A 22,021-nucleotide genomic window follows, 5' to 3' on the forward strand; every position below is an offset into this window, starting at 1 on the left:
ACGCTTCCCCTCGCTGCCGTCACCCCGGCGAAAGCCGGGGCCCAACCGACGGCAGCGGCATCCGCACGGCCGCGGGTCTGTCGCGGTCGGTTGGATCCCGGCGGACGCCGGGATGATGGTTTGGGGAGGCCTGGCGTTCAGCAGCCGCCCTCCCCTCGTCCTCAGACTTTCAGACCGTCCCACACCTGATCGAGCGCCTTCTTGAAGCGCACCAGCAGCTCCTCCACCTCGGCCTCGGTGATGATCAGCGGCGGCGTGAAGGCGATGCGGTCCATGATGGCGCGGACGATGAGGCCGTGTTCGGCGCAGGCGTCCATGACGCGGACGGCGATCTTCTGCTCCGGCGCGAACGGCGTGCGGCTCACCTTGTCGGCCATCAGTTCGACGCCGGCCACGAGGCCGATGCCGCGCACGTCGCCGACGAGCGGGTGGTCCTTGAGGGCCATCAGCCCGTCGAGGAAGGGCTTGGAGACGCGCTTCACGTGGCCGACGATGTCGCGCTCCTCGTAGATCTTCAGCGTCTCCAGCGCCACCGCGCAGGCGACCGGGTGGCCGCCGTAGGTGTAGCCGTGCCCGAAGGTGCCGAGCTTGGCGGACTGGGCGACCAGCGCCTGGTCGATCTTCTCGGAGATCATCAGCGCCGAGATCGGCTGGTAGGAGGCCGACAGGGCCTTGGCGCAGGAGAGCATGTCGGGCTTCAGGCCGTAGGTGGTCGAGCCCCACATCTCGCCGGTGCGGCCGAAGCCGCAGATGACCTCGTCGGCGAGGAAGAGGATGTCGTACTTCTTCAAGACCGCCTGGATCTTCTCGAAGTAGGTGGCAGGCGGCGGCAGCGCCCCGCCGCCGCCCTGCACCGGCTCGGCGAAGAAGGCGCCGACGGTCTCGGGTCCCTCGGCGAGGATCAGCTTTTCAAGGTTCTCCGCCATGCGCGTGGCGAAGGCCTCCTCGGTCTCCCCCTCCAGGTGGAAGCGGTAGTAGTGGGGGTGGTCGGTGTGCTTGAAGAGCGACAGCGGCGCGTCGAAGTCGGTGTGCATGTGCGGCTGGCCGGAGACGGACACCGCCGCGATGGTGTTGCCGTGGTAGCCGCGGATGCGCCCGATGATCTTCTTCTTCTCCGGCTTGCCGATGGCGTTGTGGTAGTACCAGACGAGCTTGATGGCGGTGTCGTTCGCCTCCGAGCCGGAACACTGGAACAGCACCTTCGACATAGGCACCGGCGCGATGGACAGGAGCTTGGCGGCAAGCTCCACGGCCTGCACGTTCCCCTTGCCGAAGAAGGTGTGGTAGTAGGGCAGCTCCAGCATCTGCTTGTAGGCGACCTCGGCGAGACGCTTCTCGGAGAAGCCGAGCGAGGCGCACCAGAGGCCCGCCATGGCCTCCAGATACTTCTTGCCCGTCTCGTCGTAGACCCAGATCCCCTCCCCGCGCGCCATGATGGTGCCGCCGTTCTCCCGGTGGTCGGCGAGGTTGGTCTGCTGGTGGATCAGGCTGTCCCGGTCCATCAGGTCGTGCGAGTTGGCGAGCATCGGCGGCGTCTCCGGCGAAAGGTCAGGGCGACCGCGTCTGGGCCGGGCGGCGCATCGGCGCCGATCCCCGGGCGGTCCATGAGGTCGAGCACCCGCCCTTTGCAGAAAGCTTGCCACCGGGCCGATCCGGGGTTCGCGCCCGCTTTTGAAGCGCGCACGCACGCCGGCTGGCGCCTTGCGAGGCAGGGCTGCCAAGCCGGGCCGCAGGGCCGAAGACGTTATCGGAAAAGGCCGATCCGTGAAGCGGCCCTGCCCGAAGCCTTTTCGGCGAGCAGGATCGCCCGCGCCGAACCGTTCGCCGGAGCCGGCGTTTCCGATCATCGCCGGGCCGCGTCCCCAACCCGGTTCTTCAAGGAGCCGACCGTGACCGAGACCCTTTCAAGCGTGCTGCCGGACCGCGTGGAACGGGCGACCCGCGACGTCTTGCAGGCGGCCTGCGCCCAGTCGCTGACGCTTGCCACCGCCGAGAGCTGCACCGGCGGCCTGATCGCCTCGCTTCTCACCGACGTGGAAGGCTGTTCGCATGCCTTCGCGGTAGGATTCGTGGTGTATACGGAAGAGGCCAAGATCGCGCTTGTCGGCGTACCGGCGGACCTCATCGAGGCCGAGGGGGTCGTCTCCAAGGCGGTGGCGGTGGCGATGGCGGAAGGCGCCCTCGCCCATTCGCGCGCCGACATCGCCATCTCGACCACCGGCTTCGCCGGCGCGGCCGGGGACGGCGACGAAGCCGGACTGGTGCATTTCGCCTGCGCCCGGCGCGGCAGGACGACCATGCACCGGGTGGAGCATTTCGGCGACATCGGCCGGGGCGCCGTGCGCCTCGCCTGCCTGGAGACGGCGATCGCCATGATGGGAGAGATGTTGCGGTGACCGAGACGATGAGCGGAACGCCGACCGGCCCGGCGCCGAGCCACCCCTTCTGGAGCCTGCACGGCCACGGCTTCGTGCGCCTCGCCACGGCGACGCCGCTGGTGTTCACCGCCGACCCCCACCGCAACGCGGAGGCGACGATCGCGCTCGCCCGTAAGGCGGACGCGGAGGCGGTGGACCTGGCGGTCTTCCCCGAACTCGGGATCTCGTCCTACGCACAGGACGACCTCCACCTGCAGGACGCCATGCTGGCGGACGTGGAGACGGCGCTCGCCGCCGTGGTGGAGGCGAGCCGGGACCTGAAGCCGGTGCTCCTCGTCGGCGCGCCGCTCCGCCGGGAAGGCCGGCTCTACAATTGCGCCGTCGTCATCGCGCGCGGCCGGGTGCTCGGCGTGGTGCCGAAGCTTTTTCTGCCCAACTACCGGGAATTCTACGAGAAGCGCTGGTTCGCCTCGGGAGCCGGCCTCAAGGGCCTTTCCATGACGCTCGGCGGCCAGACCGTGCCGTTCGGCACCGACCTGGTGTTCGAGGCGGAGGACCTCGCCGATTTCGTCTTCCACGTGGAGATCTGCGAAGACTACTGGGCGCCGACGCCGCCGTCCACGCTGGGGGCGCTCGCCGGGGCGCTCATCCTCTGCAACCTCTCCGCCTCCAACATCACCGTCGGCAAGGCGCTCGACCGGGCGCTGCTCTCCGCCTCCCAATCCATGCGGGCGATGGCGGCCTACGCCTATTCGGCGGCCGGGCCGGGCGAGAGCTCCACCGACGTCGCCTGGGACGGACAGGGCATGATCCACGAACTCGGCGACCTGCTCGCCCAGTCGGAACGCTTCCCGACCGGGCCGCAGCTGGCGATCGCGGACGTGGACACCCAGCGGCTCCGTCTGGAGCGCATGCGCACACCCACCTTCAACGACGCGGCCGCCCACGCCGGCCATCCGGAGACGGCCTTCCGGCGGGTGCGGTTCGCCCATCAGCCGCACCGCACCGACGTCGGCCTCCGGCGGTCGATCCGGCGCTTTCCTTATGTGCCGGCGAGCCGGGAACACCTGGACCTCGACTGCTACGAGGCGTTCAACATCCAGGTGTCGGCGCTGGAGCGGCGGTTCCGGTCGACGGCGGGCGACCACATGGTGATCGGCGTCTCCGGCGGGCTCGACAGCACCCACGCGCTGATCGTCGCCGCCAAGGCGTGCGACCGCATGGGCCTGCCGCGCTCCACCATCCTCGCCTACACCATGCCGGGCTTTGCCACCGGCGACGAGACGAAGGCCAGCGCCTGGGCGCTGATGCGCGCCCTCGGCGTGGAGGCGGCGGAGATCGACATCCGCCCGGCGGCCCGGCAGATGCTGGCCGACATGGGCCATCCGTTCGCCGCCGGCGAGCCGGTCTACGACGTGACGTTCGAGAACGTGCAGGCGGGCTTGCGGACCGACTACCTGTTCCGCCTCGCCAACCACCGGCACGGCTTCGTGATCGGCACCGGCGACCTTTCCGAGATGGCGCTCGGCTGGTGCACCTACGGCGTCGGCGACCAGATGAGCCACTACGCGGTGAACACCGGCGTGCCGAAGACGCTGATCCAGTACCTGATCCGCTGGTGCGCCCGCACCGGCCAGTTCGACGAGACCACGTCGGCGACGCTCACTCGCATCCTCTCAACGGAGATCTCGCCGGAGCTGGTGCCGGCGGACGCGGAAGGCAGGATCCAGAGCACCCAGTCGAAGATCGGCCCTTACGAGCTGCACGACTTCTTCCTCTTCCACATCCTCCGCTACGGCCAGCCGCCCTCCAAGGTGGCCTTCCTCGCCTGGCATGCCTGGAAGGACGCGGGAACAGGCGTATGGCCGTTCGAGTTTCCGGACGAGGCGAAGAACGCGTACGATCTGCCGACGATCCGGCGCTGGCTGGAGAGCTTTCTCTTCCGCTTCTTCACCATCAGCCAGTTCAAGCGGTCGGCGATCCCGAACGGCCCGAAGGTGTCGGCCGGCGGCAGCCTCAGCCCGCGCGGCGACTGGCGGGCGCCGTCGGATTCCACCGCCGATGTGTGGCTGCGCGAGTTGCGCAGCCGGTTACCGGACTGAGCGCATCGTCGGAAAGACCGGGAAGGGCGTTGCAGCGCCGCCACGGCGGCGAGGGTTCGACGTCCGAGTACGGCTTTACCCTGACAAGTCCATTGCGAGCGCCGGTACCGGGGCCTAAAGGCGCGTGTGGAACAGGAGCGGCAGACCAGCCGTTCTGCTCCGAATGCCAGGCCGGGCCCCTCTGGCAGTCCGTTGTCTCGGACTGCGATGTCGGACTGGACACCGCAACGGTTCGGCTCGGCGCGGCCTCGTCCCTTCCGGTCGTCGACAAACCCCTGTCGGCGCGCGAATGGCTGGCCCTTCCTCAAGGGGCGATCCCCCGGCGAGCCCGACCCTCATGGACAAGGGTTGGCTTCATGGAAATCTTTACGGGCGACGGTCTGGCCGCGCTCCTCCAGGTGATCGCGATCGACCTGGTGCTGGCCGGCGACAACGCCATCGTCATCGGCCTCGCCGCTGCCGGCCTGCCGAAGGATCAGCGCAACAAGGCGATCCTGATCGGCATCATCGCCGCGACGGTGCTGCGCATCGGCTTTGCGGCCGTCACCACCCAGCTTCTGCAGATCCTCGGCCTCTTGCTCGTCGGCGGCATCCTCCTGCTCTGGGTGAGCTGGAAGATGTGGCGCGAGCTGCGCCACCACAACGAGGAGGTGGCCGGCACCGAGGCGCTGGTCAACGAGGACCTCAACAAGGACGGCACCATCGGCGGCGCCGCGCCACGCAAGACCTTCGCCCAGGCGGCCTGGCAGATCGTCATCGCCGACGTGTCCATGTCGCTCGACAACGTGCTCGCCGTGGCGGGCGCGGCGCGCGAGCATCCGACGGTGCTGGTCATCGGCCTTGTGCTTTCCATCGCCCTGATGGGCCTTGCGGCGACCTTCATCGCGCGGTTGCTCAGCAAGCACCGCTGGATCGCCTACGTGGGCCTCGTGATCATCCTCTACGTGGCGTTGGAGATGATGTACCGCGGCGCGCTGGAAGTCTGGCCGGTGTTGATGGCGCAGCTCTGAACGCCGGTTTCCGAACAGGCCGGACACCTGGTCCGAACCGGACGATTCGATCGGCCGCGTGCGCACCCCGCACGCGGCCGGTTTTCGTTCGGACGAAGCTTAACAGACGGTTTCCGACGCGCCCGCCTTCCCATGCGGAAACCGCATGGCAGAGCCAGCGGTCGCGGGGCTTCTTTCGCACTGCACAATGGCCATATTCGCATCATCGGTATCAATGGAGCAGATCATGACCAAGCCCCGCACGCTCACCCTGTTCGGCCGCCTCAAGGCCGTCGTCGACGTGCTAGACGCAGCCCGTTCGAGCGCCGCCGCCGTCAACAGCGGCCGCCGCCCGTCGCGCCAGGCGCTGCGCCGCCTCGGCATCGCCGAGGACGCGTTCGACACCGTCCGGATCTACTGATCCGGGTTTCCTGACCGATGCCGCTCGCCCGCCGCCTTTCCGGCGGCGGGGCGGGATCGTCAAGCCGGGTCGCCGCCATGGCGATCCACGTGACCGAGGTCGCGGGTCGGTGCCAGCCTATCGCGCACCCGCTGCTTCAAGTCTTTCGGGCCGGGAAATCCGCCGTCCCGCTTGCGCTCCCAGATGAGCTCGCCGGCCACCTCGATGGTGAAGATGCCGCCGGTGCCCGGTACGAGCGCCAACTCCCCCACCTCCTCTGAAAACGTCGACAGCAGTTCCTGCGCCATCCAGGCGGCGCGAAGGAGCCATTGGCATTGCCGGCAATAGGTGATGACGATCCGCGGCTTCGGCTGATCCACGCGAGCGGTCTCCCGGGTTGGTGCTGCCGCGCAGCATGCACGGGCGTCGCCGGCGAGAAAACCCTCGCCCGGAACGGCACCGCACTCAGATCCCGACAGCGCCTTGATCCACATCAACGCGGTCGACCGCGTTCGGCGCGACGGTTGTCGCCGAAAAGGACCCGCCGGGTCCGCGCCTGGAGGTGGATCATGACGAGGTTGACCGAAGCGAACGCAGCCGAAGGTGTGGAGCCCCGGCTGATGCGCGAGATGATCCATGCTCTCGACATCGACGGCCTGGTGCAAGGCGAATTCCGCGCCGAGGCGGCGGATCTCTGCGACCAGTGCAAGGACCGGCACGCCTGCCGCGAATGGCTGGACGGGACCGCGCTTCGCGGGGCCGAGCATGCGCCGGACTTCTGCCTGAACAAGGACCGGTTCGAGGCCCTGTCGACGGAAGTGCCGACCGGCTTCTGAGACCCGGCTCGTGACGTTCGGACCTGTCCGCCCTTCACGAGCTTGGAATGAGCTTCGGTGCGGAGGAGCGCCGATCTCCGGCGGCGCGGCGCGATCGAACGCGCCCCCGCCGGACCCTCTCCTCGATCCCGGCGATTCCGCCAGAAACGGTCGCCGGTCGGGCTATGGTCCCGTGTTGCCTACGAAAACGTGAGTGGGGGCGCCGCAACGAAACGGCGCCCCCTTTCGTTCTCCTGACATGGCTCGTCGATCGGGCGCCACAGGCGTTCGAGGTTGGCGGGCATCTTCAGAACCGGCCATTGCCCGCCCAACGTGGCGCGGCGACACGGCCGCCAAAGGAGAACGAGTATGCGCAACCCCACCTTCTCCACCGCCACGCGCGGCCTTCGTGCGACCCTTGCGGGCGCTCTGGCCGGCGCTTTCGTGCTGACCTCCGTGGTCGCCCCGGCATCCGCCAACCCGGCCGCCGCCGCCCGGTCGGCCTCCCCCGCCGTCGCGACCGCCCCGGTGGTCGACGTCCAGAGCCGCGACGACTGGCGTCGCTGGCGCTCCGACCGCTCGCCGAGCTTCGGCCGGGACGACGATCGCCGCGGCTGGCGCGACCGGGACGACCGCCGGCGCTATTGGCGCGACCGCGATGACCGCCGCCGCTACTGGCGCGACCGGGACCGGGATCGGAACGACCTCGCGGCCGGCCTCGGCGGCCTTGCGGCGGGTGCCATCATCGGCGGCCTGATCGGCAACTCGGGCGCGATTTCCGCCGGTCCGCGAAGCGCCGTGCCGCCGGCCGGCGGCTACGCGCCGGGCAGCCGCGGCTACATCGCCTACTGTTCTGAAAAGTACCGCTCGTTCCGTCCGGAGACCGGCACCTTCACCGGTTACGACGGCAACACCTACTACTGCCGCTGATCCACGGATCACGCGTTTCGACAGGACAGGCTGGCGCTCCCGCGCCGGCCTGTTTCCGTATCTGCCCTCAGCCGGGGAGATTGGCCTCGATCGCGGCAACCACGCGCGGGTCGCGCGGGCTGACGGCGGACGGAAAGGCCTTCAGGAGCCGCCCGTCCGGGCCGACCAGGTACTTGTGGAAGTTCCAGCGCGGCGCGTTGAGCGTGCCGAGCGTCTCCGCCGCCCAGCGGTAGAAGGGATGCGCCTCGCCGCCCCGCACCCGGACCTTGGTGGTGAGCGCGAAGGTGACGCCGTACTCGGCGGTGCAGAAGCCGGCGATCTCATCCTCGCTGCCCGGCTCCTGGCCGCCGAAGTCGTTGGACGGCGTGCCGATGACCACGAGACCGCGCGACCCGTAGGTCTCGTGGAGCGCCTGCAGGTCCCGGTACTGGCCCGTGTAGGCGCATTGGGACGCGGTGTTGGCAACGAGAATCAGCCGGCCCGCGAAAGCGGAGAGCGGCAGCGGCTGACCGTTGATCCCGCTGAACAGGAAGCGGTGGGCGGGACCGGCGATGGACGAGCCGGCGGCGCGGGCCGGTCCGGCGATGGCCGCCGCCAGGACGGCGGCGGATCCGGCGGCGACGAAGGTGCGACGATCGATCATGACGACAGGCTCCGGTGCGACCGCCCCCACGGTCAACCGGATCTACGCGGCCGCCTTCGGATCGGTTTGGTCCGGCGCGTCGACGGCGGCGAAGAGATCGTCGGCGATCGCCTCGTCGTCGGCCCCACCGCCCGCGTCGCCGTCGCCCAGCATGGCATGGGCAAGTTCCAGGTAGGCGGCGGCGGGAAGCGGCTTGGCGAAGAGATAGCCCTGCGCGGTGGAGACGCCGATGCCCTTCAGGTGCTCCACCTGATCCACCCGCTCCACGCCCTCGGCGATGATGCCGAGGCCGAGCTGGTTGCCGAGTTCCACCAGCGTTTCAACGATGGACTGGGACGAATGGTCGGTGCTGATGTTGTCGATGAACATCTTGTCGATCTTGATGATGTCGACGCCGAGCTTCTGCAGGTAGGCAAGGCCGCCGTGGCCGGTGCCCACGTCGTCAAGCGCCACCTGCGCCCCGAGCGCCTGGATGCGCTGGATGATGGTCCGCGACAGGGTGAGGTCCTTCAGCGGATGCTGCTCGGTGACCTCGAAGCAGAGCTGCTCGTAGCCGATGCCGGACGTCTCGTAGATCTCCCGGATCTCGTCGACGATCCGCAGGTCGACGAAATGCATGGCGGTGAGGTTGATGGAGAGCTTCAGGCCGCGATGCCGGCTGTAGAGCGCGGAACAGTCCTCCACCGTCTGGTGCATGAGCTGCGTGGTGATGTCGCGGATGAGGCCCGTCGCCTCCGCGTAGGGGAGGAACTGGCCCGGCGGCACCATGCTGCCGTCCGGCCGCTGCCAGCGCACCAGCACCTCGCAGCCCTTGATTTCGCCGGTGAACATGTCGAACACCGGCTGGTAGAACGGCACGAACTCCTGGTTGGCCACCGCCCGGGTGAAGACGTCGCCGCCGTTGGCGCCGCGCGCCACCAGAACCGCGCCCCAGCCGAAAACCATCAGCCCCAGGAAAGCGCTGCCGATCAGAATGATGCTGCGAAGGGGCGCAACCGTCTGCCGCGCCGCCAGGGCGGAGACGGTGACGGATACCCGGAGTGGGTAGCGCGTGGAGATGGCCGTCTCCTCGATGCTGTCCGGTTCCTGCTCCGGTTTCCAGGTGCCCGACCGGCGCATCCAGGTCGATCCGTCGTCCAGGTAGACGGCGACCTGCTGGGCGGCGGAGAGGTAGTCGGGTCCGGTGACGAACTCCAGGGCCGACCGGTTGATGCGGGCGACCAGCCGTCTCGCCTCGTCGACCCGCACGAGCACGAAGGTCTGGCGGTCGTCCCGGCCGTCGCTGAGAACGCCGACCATCACGGACGGATCGCCCCGTTCGGCGGCAGGAAGGCGAATCGGCTGCTCCAGGGAGCCCATCGGCTCGCCGCAGAGAAGCGTGCCCTTCGGATCGGCGAGACCGATCTGCTGGATGTAGGTGGACTGGAAGGCGCTCGACCCGAACGCCTGGCGGTCGACCATGGTGCAGGTGACGGAATTGGCGTTCTTCAGGTCGCGGAGGAGCGTCAGGCCCTCGCCGATGGCCGCCTCGGCGCGCTCCAGATAACGCTCGGCCATGGCCCGGGTCTCCACCCGCGCCTCGGCCAGCGCGTGGTGGCCCAGAACATACTCGGCGACGGCGATCGGCGCTCCCGCCACGAACAGAGACGCGACGACGACGCGGACCCAGCGAAGGACGGAACTGGCCAACCCGGATCCTTTTGGCGACGGTTTTCGGACCTGTTAAGGATGCCTCGATCTGTATGAAAAAAACGTTCGCTCCCGGCTCTGGCTTGCCGTATGGGCGATCGGAACAGCATCGGCGAGGCTCCACAACAGGAGTGAAGGACAAGGCCCGCTCGCACAAAAAAAGGTGTGTTGTCCGTAAAAGTTGAGTGGAACAAGAATGAGCGGCCTAAACCGCCTGCCGCATTCTGCTCCTCGGTCGGTGCTTACATATTTTGGGAGATTGTCATGGTGCGGATTGCTACCTGGACTTCGTCGATTGCAGGTGCCGCCCTCGTGCTGACGTCCGCCACCTGGGCGCATGCGGCCACCGAGGCGGAGATCACCGAGGCCCTCACGGCCGTGTTCACGGCCACCGACACGGGGACGACGGTGACGCTCGGAACCCCGACCGCGAGCGGAAATTCGCTGGTCTACAAGGGCGTCGAATTCCGCCAGATGGACGGCGGTGCGGTGAACGTGTCGACGGTGGACACGATGACCGTCACCGGCGGCGACCTCAACGCGGCCGGCGCCCTCACGGCCGACCAGCTGATGCTGGAGGGCCTGACGTCCACGAGCCCGGACGGCACCACGGTGACGGTGGGCGAGATCACGGTCGAGGACCTCGACGTGAAGGAAAAGCCGGTGGCCGGAACGCCGCCGGTCGCAACCTACGCCAGCATCGCCGCCGGCGACATGACCGTCGCCCAGAACGGCAAGACGTCCGTCACCGTGGAGAGCCTGCTCTTCGAGGCCGAGGACTACGTGGGCAATGTGCCGCGCTCGGTGAACCTCACCGTGGAGTCGATCACCGTCGACCCGGCGGGCATGGACGACGGCGGCGCCGCCGCCGCGCAGCTGAAGGCGTTCGGCTACGAGACGCTGGTCCTGTCGCTGATCGGCAAGGGCGCCCTCGACGAGGCCACCGGCGACCTCAGCGTGGAGGAGTTCTCCATTTCCGGCGTCGATGCCGGCACCCTGTCGCTGACCGCGACCTTCGGTGGTTTCACGCCCGAGGTGATCGCCCAGATGAGCCAGCCGGAGCCGCCGCCGACGGTGCTCGACGCGATCACCATCCAGAATGCCGAACTGGTGTTCGAGGACGAATCGCTCGCCGGCCGCATCCTCGGCTTCCAGGCGAGCCAGATGGGCACGACGGCGGAGGCGCTTGCGGACCAGCTCGCCTCGGCCCTGCCGCTCATGCTGACGCCGCTGCAGAACCCGGCCTTCCAGAACACCGTCGCCACCGCGGCCGGGGCCTTCCTCAAGGACCCGCAGAACATCGCCGTGACGGCCGCGCCGGAGGCTCCGGTCTCGCTCGCCACCGTGATCGGCCTTGCCCAGAGCGCGCCGCAGACGCTGCCGCAAACACTCAACGTGAGTGTAACGGCCAATCAGGACCTTCCGGAGTAAGCTGCCCCGGATCGACACGTGACGGACACCGGCGCGTGCGCGCGCCGGTGTCATCGGGCTTCTCCCGAGCGCAACCGGCCACCGAAGAGCCGGACCAGAAAAGACGAGGGAGTGAACCGATGGCCGATCGCCGGCACCTTGCGCGGACACCGGGGCTTCTGCTCCTGCTCTTGGCCGGCACCGCCGCGAGCGGCCCGGCCGCCGCATCCACCGCGCGCGAGGATCTGGTGCGCGCCTGGCTGGACGCGATGGCGTTCGGCGCGCCGGTCAGCATCGGCGCCGTCAGCTTCAACCCCGCCGAAACGGCGGTCGAACTGACCGACGTCGCCATCGGCGCGCCGGACGGGCCGGTTCGGCTGAGCTTTCCCTCCCTGGTGATCACCGATCCGCGCCGGACCGCCGACGGCGACTTCGCCGCCCATGCCATCCGCGTGGAGCGCATCGAGGGCGAGATCACCCTCGATCCGGAGGCCCTGTTCGGCCTGCCCGCCGCCCCGACCACCGAGGGCGAACCGGTCGCGCCGATGACGATCGGACTCTCGTCCGGCGTGGTGCTCTACGAGCGCGTGGTCACCCCGTTGAAGCCGCCCGCGCTGGCGCCCGACGCCGACATCCCGACCCGGGTGATCGCCCACGGCCGGTGGTTTCAGGCGATGCGGGCCGACTGGATGGAGGCCAACGACCTCGAGGTTCTGACCGAGGGTGCCGAGGAGGGCTCCGGCACCACGCACTACGATCTGGTCTACGGCGCCGGGCTGCATGACGGCCGCATCGAGCGGTTCGGCTTCAACGGCCTGGAACAGACGACCTTGATCGAAGGCGCGCGCCAGACCACCACCATCGGGGCCTCCTACGGGACGGGCCTCGACAACGGCGCCTTGCTCGATGCCCTCGACCCGGCGACCTACGTCAACGGCAAGGGGGACGGGGTCTGGCGCACGGTGCTGCAGCAGTATCGCTACACCGACGTGACGGTGGCGGCGGCCGATACGACCTTCACGGCCGGCAGCGTGCAGGTGGACGGCGCGCGTGTGCGACAGACCGAACGGCCGCTGCTGGTGATCGCGGCCGACGCGCTGAAGGATCCGGCCGCCATCGAGGCCGATCCGGTCGCCTTCCTGACCACGCTCTGGCCGAACGTCACCGGCTTCTACGGGCTCGACGGCCTGTCCCTGGAGGGCATGGCGGTGGAGGCGCCCGGGGTGGAGCGGCTGACGCTTCAGGAGGTCGCCATGAACGGCATGGACAGCGCCGGCATTGGCTCGATCACCGCCCGCGGCTTCGATCTCGCTCTGGCGCACGACGGCGGCGCGGGCAAGTTCAACCAGGTGACCTTCGGTAACATCGTCTTCGGCGACATGGCGGCCTTCCTGACGCTGGCCGAGGCGGGCGGTGACGCGGCGGAGGGCGAGGTTCCGCCGGCCGTCGCCATGGAGGCCTTCCGGGCCGGCTCGCCCCGGCTGGACTTTATGGAGATGACCGGCTTTTCCGCCGATGTGCCGGGCGGAACCGTGTCGATCGACACGCTGGCCGCCACCAACGGGGACTTTCTGCAGTCCATGGCGCGCCGGCTGGACGTGACCCTGACCAATCTGGTCTTCCCGGTGGCGCTCCTGTCGGATCCGGAGGTGGTGCAGCCGCTCGAGGCGATGGAGTACGAACAGATTGCGCTCTCCGGCGGTGCCACCGTCGCGTGGGACACGGACCGCGGTCGTGTGCACGTGGAGGACGTGACCCTGCGGGCCGCCGACATGGGCGTGGTCTCCATGGACGCGGAGCTCTCCGGCCTGCCGCTCTCCATCCTGGACGATCCGGCCACGCTGGAGACGCGGCTTGACGACGTGGCCCTGGTGAAGGCGGCCGTCACTTTCGGCAACCTCTCCCTGGTGGAGCGCATCTTCGCCATGAAGGCCAAGGAGGCGAACCAGGATCCGGACACCTTCCGGCAGAACTTCGCGGGCGCGCTGCCGCTGATGCTCTCCATGCTGGGCGACAAGGCCGTGCAGGATCGGTTCACGGACGTGCTGAAGGACTTCTTCGCGGACCCGAAGTCGATCAGCGCCACGGTGGCGCCGACCGTGCCCCTGCCCTTCTCGGCCATCGGGTTGATGCAGGCGGATGGGTTCGGACCGCTGGCCGACGCGCTCAATCTGGCGGTGACGGCCAACGAATAGCGTCGGGGGTCGTCAGGTCGACACGCGCTTGGCACAAGAAAAGGGCGGCCCGTCGGACCGCCCTTTGCTTTTGTGGCGCTGCGTGGCCGCCCCTCAGGGGTTCGGCAGGTTCAGCCGGATGTGGAGTTCGCGGAGCTGCTTGTTGGTGGCGTCGGACGGCGCGCCCATCAGGAGATCCTCGGCCCGCTGGTTCATCGGGAAGAGGGTGATCTCGCGCAGGTTCTGGGCGCCGCAGATCAGCATGATGATGCGGTCGACGCCGGCCGCCATGCCGCCGTGCGGCGGGGCGCCGTACTGGAAGGCCCGGTACATGCCGCCGAACCGCTCCTCCACGTCCGCCTTGGAAAGGCCGACGAGTTCGAACGCCTTGACCATCAGGTCCGGCGACTGGTTGCGGATCGACCCGGAGGCGATCTCGTAGCCGTTGCAGACCATGTCGTACTGGTAGGCCTTGATGGTGAGCGGGTCCTGCCCGTTCAGCGCGTCGAGGCCGCCCTGCGGCATGGAGAAGGGGTTGTGGGCGAAGTCGACGCGCTTCTCCTCCTCGTTCCACTCGTAGAAGGGGAAGTCCACGATCCAGCAGAGCGCGTAGCGCTCCGTATCGACGAGGTTGAGCTCGGTGCCGACCCGCGTGCGGGCCTCGCCGGCGAACTTGTAGAACTTGGCCGGATCGCCGGCGACGAAGAAGCAGGCGTCGCCCTCGCCGAGGCCGAGTTGGGCGCGGATCGCCTCGGTGCGCTCCGGGCCGATGTTCTTGGCGAGCGGGCCGGCGCCCTCGAGCGCACCGTTCTCCGTCCGCCAGAAGATGTAGCCTAGGCCCGGCTGGCCGGCGCTCTGGGCCCAGCTGTTCATGCGGTCGCAGAAGGCGCGGGAGCCGCCGGTCTTGGCCGGGATGGCCCAGACCTCGGTCTTCGGATCCGCCTCGATCATGCGGGCGAACACCTTGAAGCCGGATCCGGCGAAGTGTTCGGTGACCGCCTCGATTTCGATCGGGTTGCGCAGATCCGGCTTGTCGGAGCCGTACTTGCGGATCGCCGTGTCGTAGGGAATGCGCGGGAAGTCCTGCGTCACCGGCTTGCCGGCGGCGAACTCCTCGAAGATGCCGCGGATCACCGGCTCCATGGTGGACCAGACGTCCTCCTGGGTGACGAAGCTCATCTCCAGGTCGAGCTGGTAGAACTCGCCCGGCAGGCGGTCGGCGCGCGGGTCCTCGTCGCGAAAGCAGGGGGCGATCTGGAAATAGCGGTCGAAGCCCGCGACCATCAACAGCTGCTTGTACTGCTGCGGCGCCTGGGGGAGCGCGAAGAACTTGCCCGGATGGATGCGCGACGGCACCAGGAAGTCGCGCGCGCCCTCCGGCGAGGAGGCGGTGAGGATGGGCGTGGAGTATTCGGCAAAACCCGCGTCCGTCATCCGCCGGCGCATGGCGGCGATCACCTTGGTGCGGGTGACGATGTTCTTGTGGAGCGTCTCGCGGCGAAGATCCAGGAAGCGGTACTTGAGGCGCACGTCCTCCGGATAGTCCGGCTCGCCGAAGACGGGCAGCGGCAGTTCCTTGGCCTGGGAGAGAACCTCCAGGTCGCGCACGTAGACTTCCACTTCGCCGGTCGCGAGACTGGCGTTGACCGTCTCGGGCGAGCGGGCCTTCACTTCGGCATCGACGCGGACGACCCACTCGGAGCGGACCGACTCGGCGAGCGTGAAGGCGGCGCTGTCCGGGTCGACGACGCACTGGGTCATGCCGTAGTGATCGCGCAGGTCAACGAAGAGCAGGCCGCCGTGGTCGCGCACGCGGTGCACCCAGCCGGACAGCCGCACCGTCTCGCCGACGTTGCCGGCGCGCAGTTCGCCGCAGGTGTGGGTGCGATAGCGATGCATGGTTCGGATCCCGTGGAGCTCAGGTCGTGCGCGGTGAGGGCGCGCCGGATCCGCCGCCGGCGGCGCGGATCTCAGCGGCGGGACATGGACACGGGCGGGCCCGGATTGTCAAGGATGCGCGCCAGCGGACGGCGCCCGAAGGCCCGACAGGGTGTCGCCGCAGGTCGGCCGCGAATTCGCCTTAAAGCGGAACGGCGGGAGGCGACAGGCCGCACCAATTCGTCTATAGACGTTTGAGCCATGACGATGATCACGACCACCGACGCCCTCGCCGCAGCTTGCGACCACCTTTCGAAGTTCGACGCCGTGACGGTCGATACGGAGTTTCTCCGAGAGACGACCTTCTGGCCGAAGCTCTGCCTGATCCAGATGGCCAGCCCAGAGCAGGCCTTCGTGGTGGATGCGCTTGCGCCGGACATCAGCCTGTCGCCCTTCTTCGACCTGATGCGCAATCAGGCGGTGATGAAGGTCTTCCATGCCGCACGGCAGGACATCGAGATCGTCTGGCACCTGGGTGGTTTCGTGCCGCACCCGGTGTTCGACACCCAAGTGGCTGCAATGGTTTGCGGATTTGGTGATTCCATCTCCTACGACCAGCTGGTGGCGCGCATCTCCGGCGCCCATATCGACAAGACGCACCGCTTCACCGACTGGTCCCGCCGGCCGCTGTCGCAGCACCAGCTCGACTACGCGATCGCTGACGTAACCCACCTCCGGGACGTCTACCGCTTCCTCAAGGCGAACCTTGAAGAGCAGGACCGGGCGGACTGGGTGCTGGAGGAGATGAAGGTTCTGACGTCCGAAGCGACCTATCGGTCGGAGCCGGACGACGCCTGGCAGCGCCTGAAGATGCGGGTGAAGAAGCCGCGCGAACTCGTTGTTCTGAAAGAGCTTGCCGCCTGGCGGGAGCGCGAGGCCCAGGGCCGCGACGTGCCGCGCTCGCGGGTGATCAAGGACGAGACCCTGTTCGAGATCGCCACCCAGGCGCCCACCGATCCGGGCAAGCTGGCCGAACTTCGAACGATTCCAAAGGGTTTCGAGCGCTCGCGCGCCGGCGAGGAGATCGTCGCCGCCGTCCGCCGGGCGCTGGAGACGCCGAAGGACGCGTGGCCGCGGGTGCCGAAGGGCCGCCAGTCGCCCGAGGGCACCGGGGCGGCGGTGGACCTCATGAAAGTACTGCTGAAACTGGTCTCCGAGAACGAGGGCGTGGCGGCGAAGATCATCGCCACGGTCGACGACCTGGAGGACATCGCCAGCAACGACTCCGCCGACGTGGCGGCGCTAAAGGGTTGGCGGCGTGAGCTTTTCGGCGAACTGGCCCTCAAGGTGAAGCGGGGCGAGATCGCGCTGACCTTCGACGGGAAGAAGGTGGTGGCGGTGCCGGGTCCCGGCCTTGCCGACAAGGACGGGCAGAGCAAGCAGGCGGCCGAGTAAAGGGTTGGGGCGGAAGGGATTTTGGCTCTCGCCTTGGGGCCTACTGTCCTCTGCCGTCATCCCGGCGGAGGCCAGGATCCAACCGACGGGCCCGTGGCTGGACCGGAGGCGAATGACCCGCAGTCGGTTGGGCCCCGGCGTTCGCCGGGGTGACGATCGACGGACCGCACTGCCTACGTAAGCACCTGTAAACGCGAGCTTTTCCAGCTCCCGCTACGCAGCCGGCAGGCTTGTCGCGATGCGGTCGGTGGCGGCCATTTCGGCGCTTTTCTCGGTGGCGAGGGCGTCCTTGAGGCGGCGGGCGAAGTTGTTGCAGGCGTTCACATAGGCGATGTTGAACAGGGGAAGACCGCAGAGGAAACGGCGGCGGTCGGGACCGAAGACGCCGGAGGCGTCCCACTCGTCGATCATGTCACCCCATTGATAAATAATTATTTTTTCGATGTCGGTGAGATTCCGGCCGCGGATCTCCGCGCGGGAGTAGGTAAAGGCCTTCGCCTTCAGGTCCCGGCGCAGCGTCAGGAAGGCGCTGAAGGTGCGTTCGAAGAAGAACGGGAAGAAGGTCGCCGGTTCCGGATAGAGCGCGGACGACAAAGCCGCGTTGGCGAGCGCCGGGTTGCTGTCGATCGCGCGGATCAGGCCATCGACAAAGGTCATGTATTCGTTCCAGAACTTGGCGCTTCCGACCCAATAGTTGCAAAAAAGCAGCGTATCCGGCCCGTTGCGCGGCAGATCCTCGGTGCGGAACTTGTGGCCGGCGGCCTGGAAGATGGTGTCGGCGAGCCGCTGCAGGCCCGGATGGAACACTTCACCGTGGTTCCAGACGTTGAACATCCAGTAGGGATGCTGCGGATAGGGGTTGAAGAAGTAAACGTCGTAGCCCGGATGTAACTCGATGTAGCGCACGATGTCGCCGCTCGTCATGCCGGTTTTCTGCGGAAACTTCGGCGACAGTAGCCCGGTGTAGTCGGCCTTGTCGTGATGCCCCGCCTGCCAGAAGCGCCACATGTGGTGGACTTCGCGGCGGTCGGGCGAAGGATCCTCCCGAACGTCCAATATCCCGAGCCCCGGATCGCGCCGGCGCATGACCTCTTCGTTGTAGCTGATCTGGTAGAGCGAGATCTTCATGGGTGCCGCGCCGCATCCGTCCTTGGCCGGGATTCGACGGCATCAGGAAAATGCGCTTTTGCGCATCGAATCGCAGGGGCAAGGATGCCGCGCAGCATGTCTGCCGACAAACGAATTTGTCGGCATAGCCGCGCGGCCCGAGACCGAGGTGGGTCAGCCGAGGATGCGGATGGCGCCTTCCCGTCCGCCGCCGATCTTGGCGGCGGCGGTGAGGCGCTTCAGGAGCCGCTCGCCGACGATCTCGGCGAGGTCCGGCGGCACCTCCAGCACCAGCTGGTCGCCCTCCATGACGAGGCGCGTGCGCGGGATGACACCCGACATGGACGCCGACACCAGATAGGCGACGCGCAGGACCGCCCCGAGGGTGCGGGCGCGTTCCTTGAGGCGGGTGGAGCAGAGCTCGCGGATGCGCGGGCTCACGGCCTCGTCCACGAGGCCCACGTGCCGGTAGAAGATGGCGAGCGCCAGATAGGCGCGGCCGGGGTGGTCGATGCCGATGAAGGAGGCGTTCGCCAGGATGGAGAGGCTCTGTTCGCCCCGGTAGTCCGGATGGGCGCGCCAGCCGATGTCGGAGACGAGGCAGCCGGCGACGCGAAGGCGGGCCTCCTCCTCCGTCTCCTCGATGCCGAGGGTGCGGAAGGCCTGCTCAACCCAGGGCACCAGTTCCTCGACGTGCCGCGGGGAGCGGGAGCGCAGATAGGCGAGCTCGGCGCAGGCCTCGATGAGGGGGTCCTGCGCACGTTCCTCGGGGCTCAGGAGTTCGTAGAGGTGGCCCTCGCGCACGCCGAGGGCCGAGATGACCACCTGGGACGGGCGGATGGCGCGGATGACGTTTTCGAGCACCAGGGCGCCGAACGGCAGCAGCGCGCGCCGGTTCCGGGAGACGACGCCGATCTGGTCGACGCTCTCCGGATCGCGCCGGGCCACCATGCGGGCGAACTCCAGGGCCTCGTCCGCCGAGATGGCATAGTTGTGCATCACGTGGAGGGGATAGCCGGTCTCGAACATGTGCAGCCGGGCGAAGGAGCGCCAGGTGCCGCCGACGGCGAAGAAGGGCCGGCCGTCGCAGGCGGCGTGCTCGGCCGCGGGGGCGAGCGCGTCGGCGACGATCTTCTCGGCCTTGCGGATGTTGCCCTCCGCCGCTTCCTCCAGGCGCAGGCCGCCGAGCGGATAGGTGCGGCCCGGCGCGACCTCGCCGTTGAGGACGGAAACGAGTTCCAGGCTGCCGCCGCCAAGGTCGCCCACGACGCCGGTCGCCCGGTGGAAGCCGGACACGATGCCGAGCGCGGAGAGCCGCGCCTCGTCGGCACCGGAGAGGAGCGTCACCGGCGCGCCGCAGATCGCCTCCACGGCCTTCAGAAATTCCGGGCCGTTGGCGGCATCGCGGGAGGCGGCGGTGGCCAGGATGGTGAGGTCGGTCGACTGGCTCTGGTCGACCAGGAACTTGAAGCGCCGGATGGCGCCGAGCGCCTGCTCCACCGAGGCCTTCTGCATCTTGCCGGTGGTGGCGAGACCCTTGCCGAGCCCGGCAAGGATCTTCTCGTTGAACAGCATGGTCGGCGAACGGGACAGTCGCTCGTAGATCACGAGGCGGACCGAGTTGGACCCGATGTCGATGATGGAAACAGGACCGCGGCCCGCGAGGCGCCCAGGGGCGCCCCGTCCGTCAAGCGCGCCGTCGACGACGTACGATCGGTTTTGGAGAATCGGTTTCAAGAGAATGTCCACGCCCCGAGAGCGACGGGTTGGTCATGAAGTAGTCGTGGGCGTTGAACGGCTCATCGCCCTCGTCCGGCACGATGCGCTCATGGCTCCCGTCGGCCAGCAGGCGCCAGCTCTGCTGGTTGTCGCGAAGGTTGGCGACCATGATCTGGTCGATGACCTGGGCGTGCACGGTCGCGGTCTCGAGCGGCACCAGAGTCTCAACCCGGCGGTCCAGATTCCGTTGCATCATGTCGGCGGAGCCGATGTAGACCTTTGCCTGCGGTGAAGGCAAGCCGTGGCCATTACCGAAGCAGAAGATGCGGCTGTGCTCCAGGAAGCGGCCGACGATCGACTTGACGCGGATGTTGTCGGAGAAGCCCGGAATGCCCGGGCGCAGGCAGCAGATGCCGCGCACCACGATGTCGATGGAGACACCCGCGCGGCTGGCGTCGTAGAGCGCGTCGATGATCTTCGGATCGACGAGGCTGTTCATCTTCAGCCATATCTGCGCGGGCTTGCCGGCCTTGGCGAACGCGGTTTCCGCGTTGATGCAGTCCAGGATGGTCTTGCGCAGGGTGAGCGGGCTCATGGCGAGCTTCTTCAGCGCCTGCGGCTCGGCATAGCCGGTGATGAAGTTGAACACCCGCGCCACGTCCTGGGCGATCACCGGATCGGCGGTGAAGTAGCTGAGGTCGGTGTAGATGCGGGCGGTGATCGGGTGGTAGTTGCCGGTGCCGAGGTGGCAGTAGGTGACGAGGCCCGTCACCTCGCGCCGGACCACCAGCGACATCTTGGCGTGGGTCTTCAGCTCGATGAAGCCGAACACCACCTGCACGCCGGCGCGCTCCAGGTCGCGGGCCCAGCGGATGTTGGCCTCCTCGTCGAAGCGGGCCTTCAGCTCCACGAGCGCCGTGACGGACTTGCCGGCCTCCGCCGCCTCGATAAGGGCGCGGACAATCGGGCTGTCCTTGGAGGTGCGGTAGAGCGTCTGCTTGATCGCCACCACCTCCGGATCCTGGGCGGCCTGGCGGAGGAACTGCACCACCACGTCGAAGGTCTCGTAGGGGTGGTGGATGACCAGGTCCTTCTGCCGGATGGCGGCGAAGCAGTCGCCCGCGTGCTCGCGGATGCGCTCCGGGAAGCGCGGCGTGTAGGGGGTGAACTTCAACTCCGGCCGCTCCAGGCCGACCAGCTGGCTGAGTTCGTTGAGGGCGAGCGCCCCGTCCATGAGGAAGAGCTCGTCCGGCGCCGAGCCGAGCGCCTCGGCCACGAAGGCGCGGAGCGGCTGGGGCGTGGAGCTCTCGAACTCGAGGCGGATCACCGACCCGCGGCGGCGGCGCTTCAGCGCCGTCTCGAACAGGCGGACGAGGTCTTCGGCCTCCTCCTCCACTTCAAGGTCGCTGTCGCGGATGATGCGGAAGGCGCCCTGCCCCTTCACCTCGTAGCCGGGGAAGAGGCGGCCGATGAAGAGCGCCACCAGGTGCTCGATCATCAGGAAGCGGGCGGACCCGTCGCCCCGGTCCGGCAGGCGGATGAAGCGGTCGATCTTGGCGGCCATGCGGATGAGCGCGGTCATGCGCTCGCCGTCGCGGGCGCGCTCCAGGTCGAGGGCGAGGGTGAAGCCGAGGTTGGGGATGAAGGGGAAGGGATGCGCCGGGTCGACGGCGAGCGGCGTCAGGACCGGGAAGACGGAGGCGAGGAAGTAGTCCTCGATCCAGGCGTGCTCCTCCTTCGACAGGTCCTCGGCGTTGAGGATGACGATGCCGGCGGTGGCGATCTCGCCCCGCAGGCGCACCCAGCGGCGCTGCTGCGATTCGGCGAGCTTGGCGGCGGCGTCGGAGATCTTGGCGAGCTGCTCCTGCGGGCTGAGGCCGTCGTCGGAGAGCTCGCTGACGCCCTCGCGGATCTGGCCCTTGATGCCGGCGACCCGGACCATGAAGAACTCGTCCAGGTTGTTGGCCGAGATGGACAGGAAGCGCAGCCGCTCCAGGAGCGGATGGTTGAGGTTGTCGCACTCCTCAAGGACGCGGCGGTTGAAGCCGAGCCAGGACAGTTCGCGGTTGATGAAGCGGGACGGGCTGCGGGACAGGGAGTCGACGTCGTTCTGATCGACCGTGACCGGGTCCGCGATGGTGGCCACTTCCTGCTGGACGTCGGTGATATCCACGACCTGTCTCCTCTCGCACCAAACGGCGGCACGTTATCGTCAGTTTATGACGGATGATATGGCTGCGGGAAGGAGAGTGGGGGATGAGGGGGATTGGGGGGACGTGGGGACGTGGGGACGTGGCGCGAAAGCGAATGCGTGGGTGGTCCGCCTGCGCGG

17 protein-coding genes are annotated in these 22,021 nt (G+C 68.1%); 9 read left to right on the forward strand and 8 right to left on the reverse strand.

The window, feature by feature from the left end; translation table 11 throughout:
- Positions 1-161 precede the first annotated feature (161 nt).
- Positions 162-1,526: an aminotransferase gene (locus BUQ68_RS04570; protein ID WP_075214732.1), complete on the reverse strand. Its 1,365-nt coding sequence runs from the start codon at positions 1,524-1,526 to the stop codon at positions 162-164.
- Positions 1,527-1,889: 363 nt separating this feature from the next.
- On the opposite strand from BUQ68_RS04570, the gene BUQ68_RS24150 reads away from it, so the two are divergent.
- The 4 genes from BUQ68_RS24150 to BUQ68_RS23565 all read left to right on the forward strand — a co-directional run bounded on the left by BUQ68_RS24150 (position 1,890) and on the right by BUQ68_RS23565 (position 5,890).
- Positions 1,890-2,396, forward strand: a complete 507-nt coding sequence (locus BUQ68_RS24150; RefSeq protein WP_075214733.1) for a CinA family protein — start codon at positions 1,890-1,892, stop codon at positions 2,394-2,396.
- A gap of 8 nt (positions 2,397-2,404) precedes the next feature.
- On the forward strand, positions 2,405-4,480 hold the full coding sequence (locus BUQ68_RS04580) for an NAD(+) synthase (protein WP_075214794.1): 2,076 nt from the start codon (positions 2,405-2,407) through the stop codon (positions 4,478-4,480).
- A gap of 356 nt (positions 4,481-4,836) precedes the next feature.
- Positions 4,837-5,490, forward strand: a complete 654-nt coding sequence (locus tag BUQ68_RS04585) for a TerC family protein (RefSeq protein WP_075214734.1) — start codon at positions 4,837-4,839, stop codon at positions 5,488-5,490.
- Positions 5,491-5,716: 226 nt separating this feature from the next.
- Positions 5,717-5,890, forward strand: coding sequence for a hypothetical protein (locus BUQ68_RS23565; protein ID WP_175577729.1), 174 nt, complete (start codon positions 5,717-5,719; stop codon positions 5,888-5,890).
- A gap of 59 nt (positions 5,891-5,949) precedes the next feature.
- Here BUQ68_RS23565 and BUQ68_RS04590 read toward each other — a convergent pair whose 3' ends face one another.
- A complete protein-coding gene (locus BUQ68_RS04590) occupies positions 5,950-6,249 on the reverse strand; it encodes an Rdx family protein (RefSeq protein WP_075214735.1) in 300 nt (99 codons plus the stop codon).
- A 189-nt stretch (positions 6,250-6,438) separates the two neighbouring features.
- Between BUQ68_RS04590 and BUQ68_RS04595 the strand changes: the two genes are divergently transcribed.
- Positions 6,439-6,705, forward strand: coding sequence for a DUF6455 family protein (locus BUQ68_RS04595; protein WP_139315151.1), 267 nt, complete (start codon positions 6,439-6,441; stop codon positions 6,703-6,705).
- Between the two features lie 348 nt (positions 6,706-7,053).
- A complete protein-coding gene (locus tag BUQ68_RS04600) occupies positions 7,054-7,614 on the forward strand; it encodes a BA14K family protein (protein WP_075214737.1) in 561 nt (186 codons plus the stop codon).
- Positions 7,615-7,681: 67 nt separating this feature from the next.
- Here the strand turns inward: BUQ68_RS04600 and BUQ68_RS04605 are convergent, their stop codons facing one another.
- Complete coding sequence (locus BUQ68_RS04605; protein ID WP_075214738.1) at positions 7,682-8,257, reverse strand: glutathione peroxidase; 576 nt, start codon at positions 8,255-8,257, stop codon at positions 7,682-7,684.
- Between the two features lie 42 nt (positions 8,258-8,299).
- Positions 8,300-9,946, reverse strand: a complete 1,647-nt coding sequence (locus tag BUQ68_RS04610; RefSeq protein ID WP_075214739.1) for an EAL domain-containing protein — start codon at positions 9,944-9,946, stop codon at positions 8,300-8,302.
- A gap of 264 nt (positions 9,947-10,210) precedes the next feature.
- On the opposite strand from BUQ68_RS04610, the gene BUQ68_RS04615 reads away from it, so the two are divergent.
- Positions 10,211-11,377, forward strand: coding sequence for a hypothetical protein (locus BUQ68_RS04615; RefSeq protein ID WP_139315152.1), 1,167 nt, complete (start codon positions 10,211-10,213; stop codon positions 11,375-11,377).
- Between the two features lie 119 nt (positions 11,378-11,496).
- Entirely contained in the window at positions 11,497-13,551 is a 2,055-nt protein-coding gene (locus BUQ68_RS23570) for a hypothetical protein (RefSeq protein WP_075214741.1), read from the forward strand.
- Positions 13,552-13,644: 93 nt separating this feature from the next.
- Here the strand turns inward: BUQ68_RS23570 and aspS are convergent, their stop codons facing one another.
- The gene (gene aspS / locus BUQ68_RS04625; RefSeq protein ID WP_075214742.1) at positions 13,645-15,429 is read right to left on the reverse strand and encodes an aspartate--tRNA ligase; all 1,785 of its coding nucleotides are present in this window, start codon (positions 15,427-15,429) and stop codon (positions 13,645-13,647) included.
- A gap of 240 nt (positions 15,430-15,669) precedes the next feature.
- On the opposite strand from aspS, the gene rnd reads away from it, so the two are divergent.
- The gene (rnd, locus tag BUQ68_RS04630) at positions 15,670-16,863 is read left to right on the forward strand and encodes a ribonuclease D (RefSeq protein WP_075214743.1); all 1,194 of its coding nucleotides are present in this window, start codon (positions 15,670-15,672) and stop codon (positions 16,861-16,863) included.
- 213 nt (positions 16,864-17,076) lie between these two features.
- Here the strand turns inward: rnd and BUQ68_RS04635 are convergent, their stop codons facing one another.
- The 3 genes from BUQ68_RS04635 to BUQ68_RS04645 all read right to left on the reverse strand — a co-directional run bounded on the left by BUQ68_RS04635 (position 17,077) and on the right by BUQ68_RS04645 (position 21,835).
- Positions 17,077-17,991 carry a hypothetical protein gene (locus BUQ68_RS04635; RefSeq protein ID WP_075214744.1) on the reverse strand — a complete coding sequence of 305 codons (915 nt, stop codon included), beginning with the start codon at positions 17,989-17,991 and terminating at the stop codon, positions 17,077-17,079.
- A 153-nt stretch (positions 17,992-18,144) separates the two neighbouring features.
- Entirely contained in the window at positions 18,145-19,578 is a 1,434-nt protein-coding gene (locus tag BUQ68_RS04640) for a Ppx/GppA phosphatase family protein (protein WP_280949693.1), read from the reverse strand.
- Between the two features lie 79 nt (positions 19,579-19,657).
- The gene (locus tag BUQ68_RS04645) at positions 19,658-21,835 is read right to left on the reverse strand and encodes an RNA degradosome polyphosphate kinase (protein WP_075214795.1); all 2,178 of its coding nucleotides are present in this window, start codon (positions 21,833-21,835) and stop codon (positions 19,658-19,660) included.
- Positions 21,836-22,021: the final 186 nt, after the last annotated feature.

It is taken from the genome of Mongoliimonas terrestris, assembly GCF_001927285.1.
GTDB lineage: Bacteria > Pseudomonadota > Alphaproteobacteria > Rhizobiales > Pleomorphomonadaceae > Chthonobacter > Chthonobacter terrestris.

Bases quoted from the DNA above. Each gene is read 5' to 3' on its own strand.
- BUQ68_RS04570 (WP_075214732.1), bottom strand. From the start codon at position 1,526: ATGCTCGCCAACTCGCACGACCTGATGGACCGGGACAGCCTGATCCAC.
- BUQ68_RS04580 (WP_075214794.1), top strand. From the start codon at position 2,405: ATGAGCGGAACGCCGACCGGCCCGGCGCCGAGCCACCCCTTCTGGAGC.
- BUQ68_RS04585 (WP_075214734.1), top strand. From the start codon at position 4,837: ATGGAAATCTTTACGGGCGACGGTCTGGCCGCGCTCCTCCAGGTGATC.
- BUQ68_RS23565 (WP_175577729.1), top strand. From the start codon at position 5,717: ATGACCAAGCCCCGCACGCTCACCCTGTTCGGCCGCCTCAAGGCCGTC.
- BUQ68_RS04595 (WP_139315151.1), top strand. From the start codon at position 6,439: ATGACGAGGTTGACCGAAGCGAACGCAGCCGAAGGTGTGGAGCCCCGG.
- BUQ68_RS04600 (WP_075214737.1), top strand. From the start codon at position 7,054: ATGCGCAACCCCACCTTCTCCACCGCCACGCGCGGCCTTCGTGCGACC.
- BUQ68_RS04605 (WP_075214738.1), bottom strand. From the start codon at position 8,257: ATGATCGATCGTCGCACCTTCGTCGCCGCCGGATCCGCCGCCGTCCTG.
- BUQ68_RS04615 (WP_139315152.1), top strand. From the start codon at position 10,211: ATGGTGCGGATTGCTACCTGGACTTCGTCGATTGCAGGTGCCGCCCTC.
- BUQ68_RS23570 (WP_075214741.1), top strand. From the start codon at position 11,497: ATGGCCGATCGCCGGCACCTTGCGCGGACACCGGGGCTTCTGCTCCTG.
- aspS (WP_075214742.1), bottom strand. From the start codon at position 15,429: ATGCATCGCTATCGCACCCACACCTGCGGCGAACTGCGCGCCGGCAAC.
- rnd (WP_075214743.1), top strand. From the start codon at position 15,670: ATGACGATGATCACGACCACCGACGCCCTCGCCGCAGCTTGCGACCAC.
- BUQ68_RS04635 (WP_075214744.1), bottom strand. From the start codon at position 17,991: ATGAAGATCTCGCTCTACCAGATCAGCTACAACGAAGAGGTCATGCGC.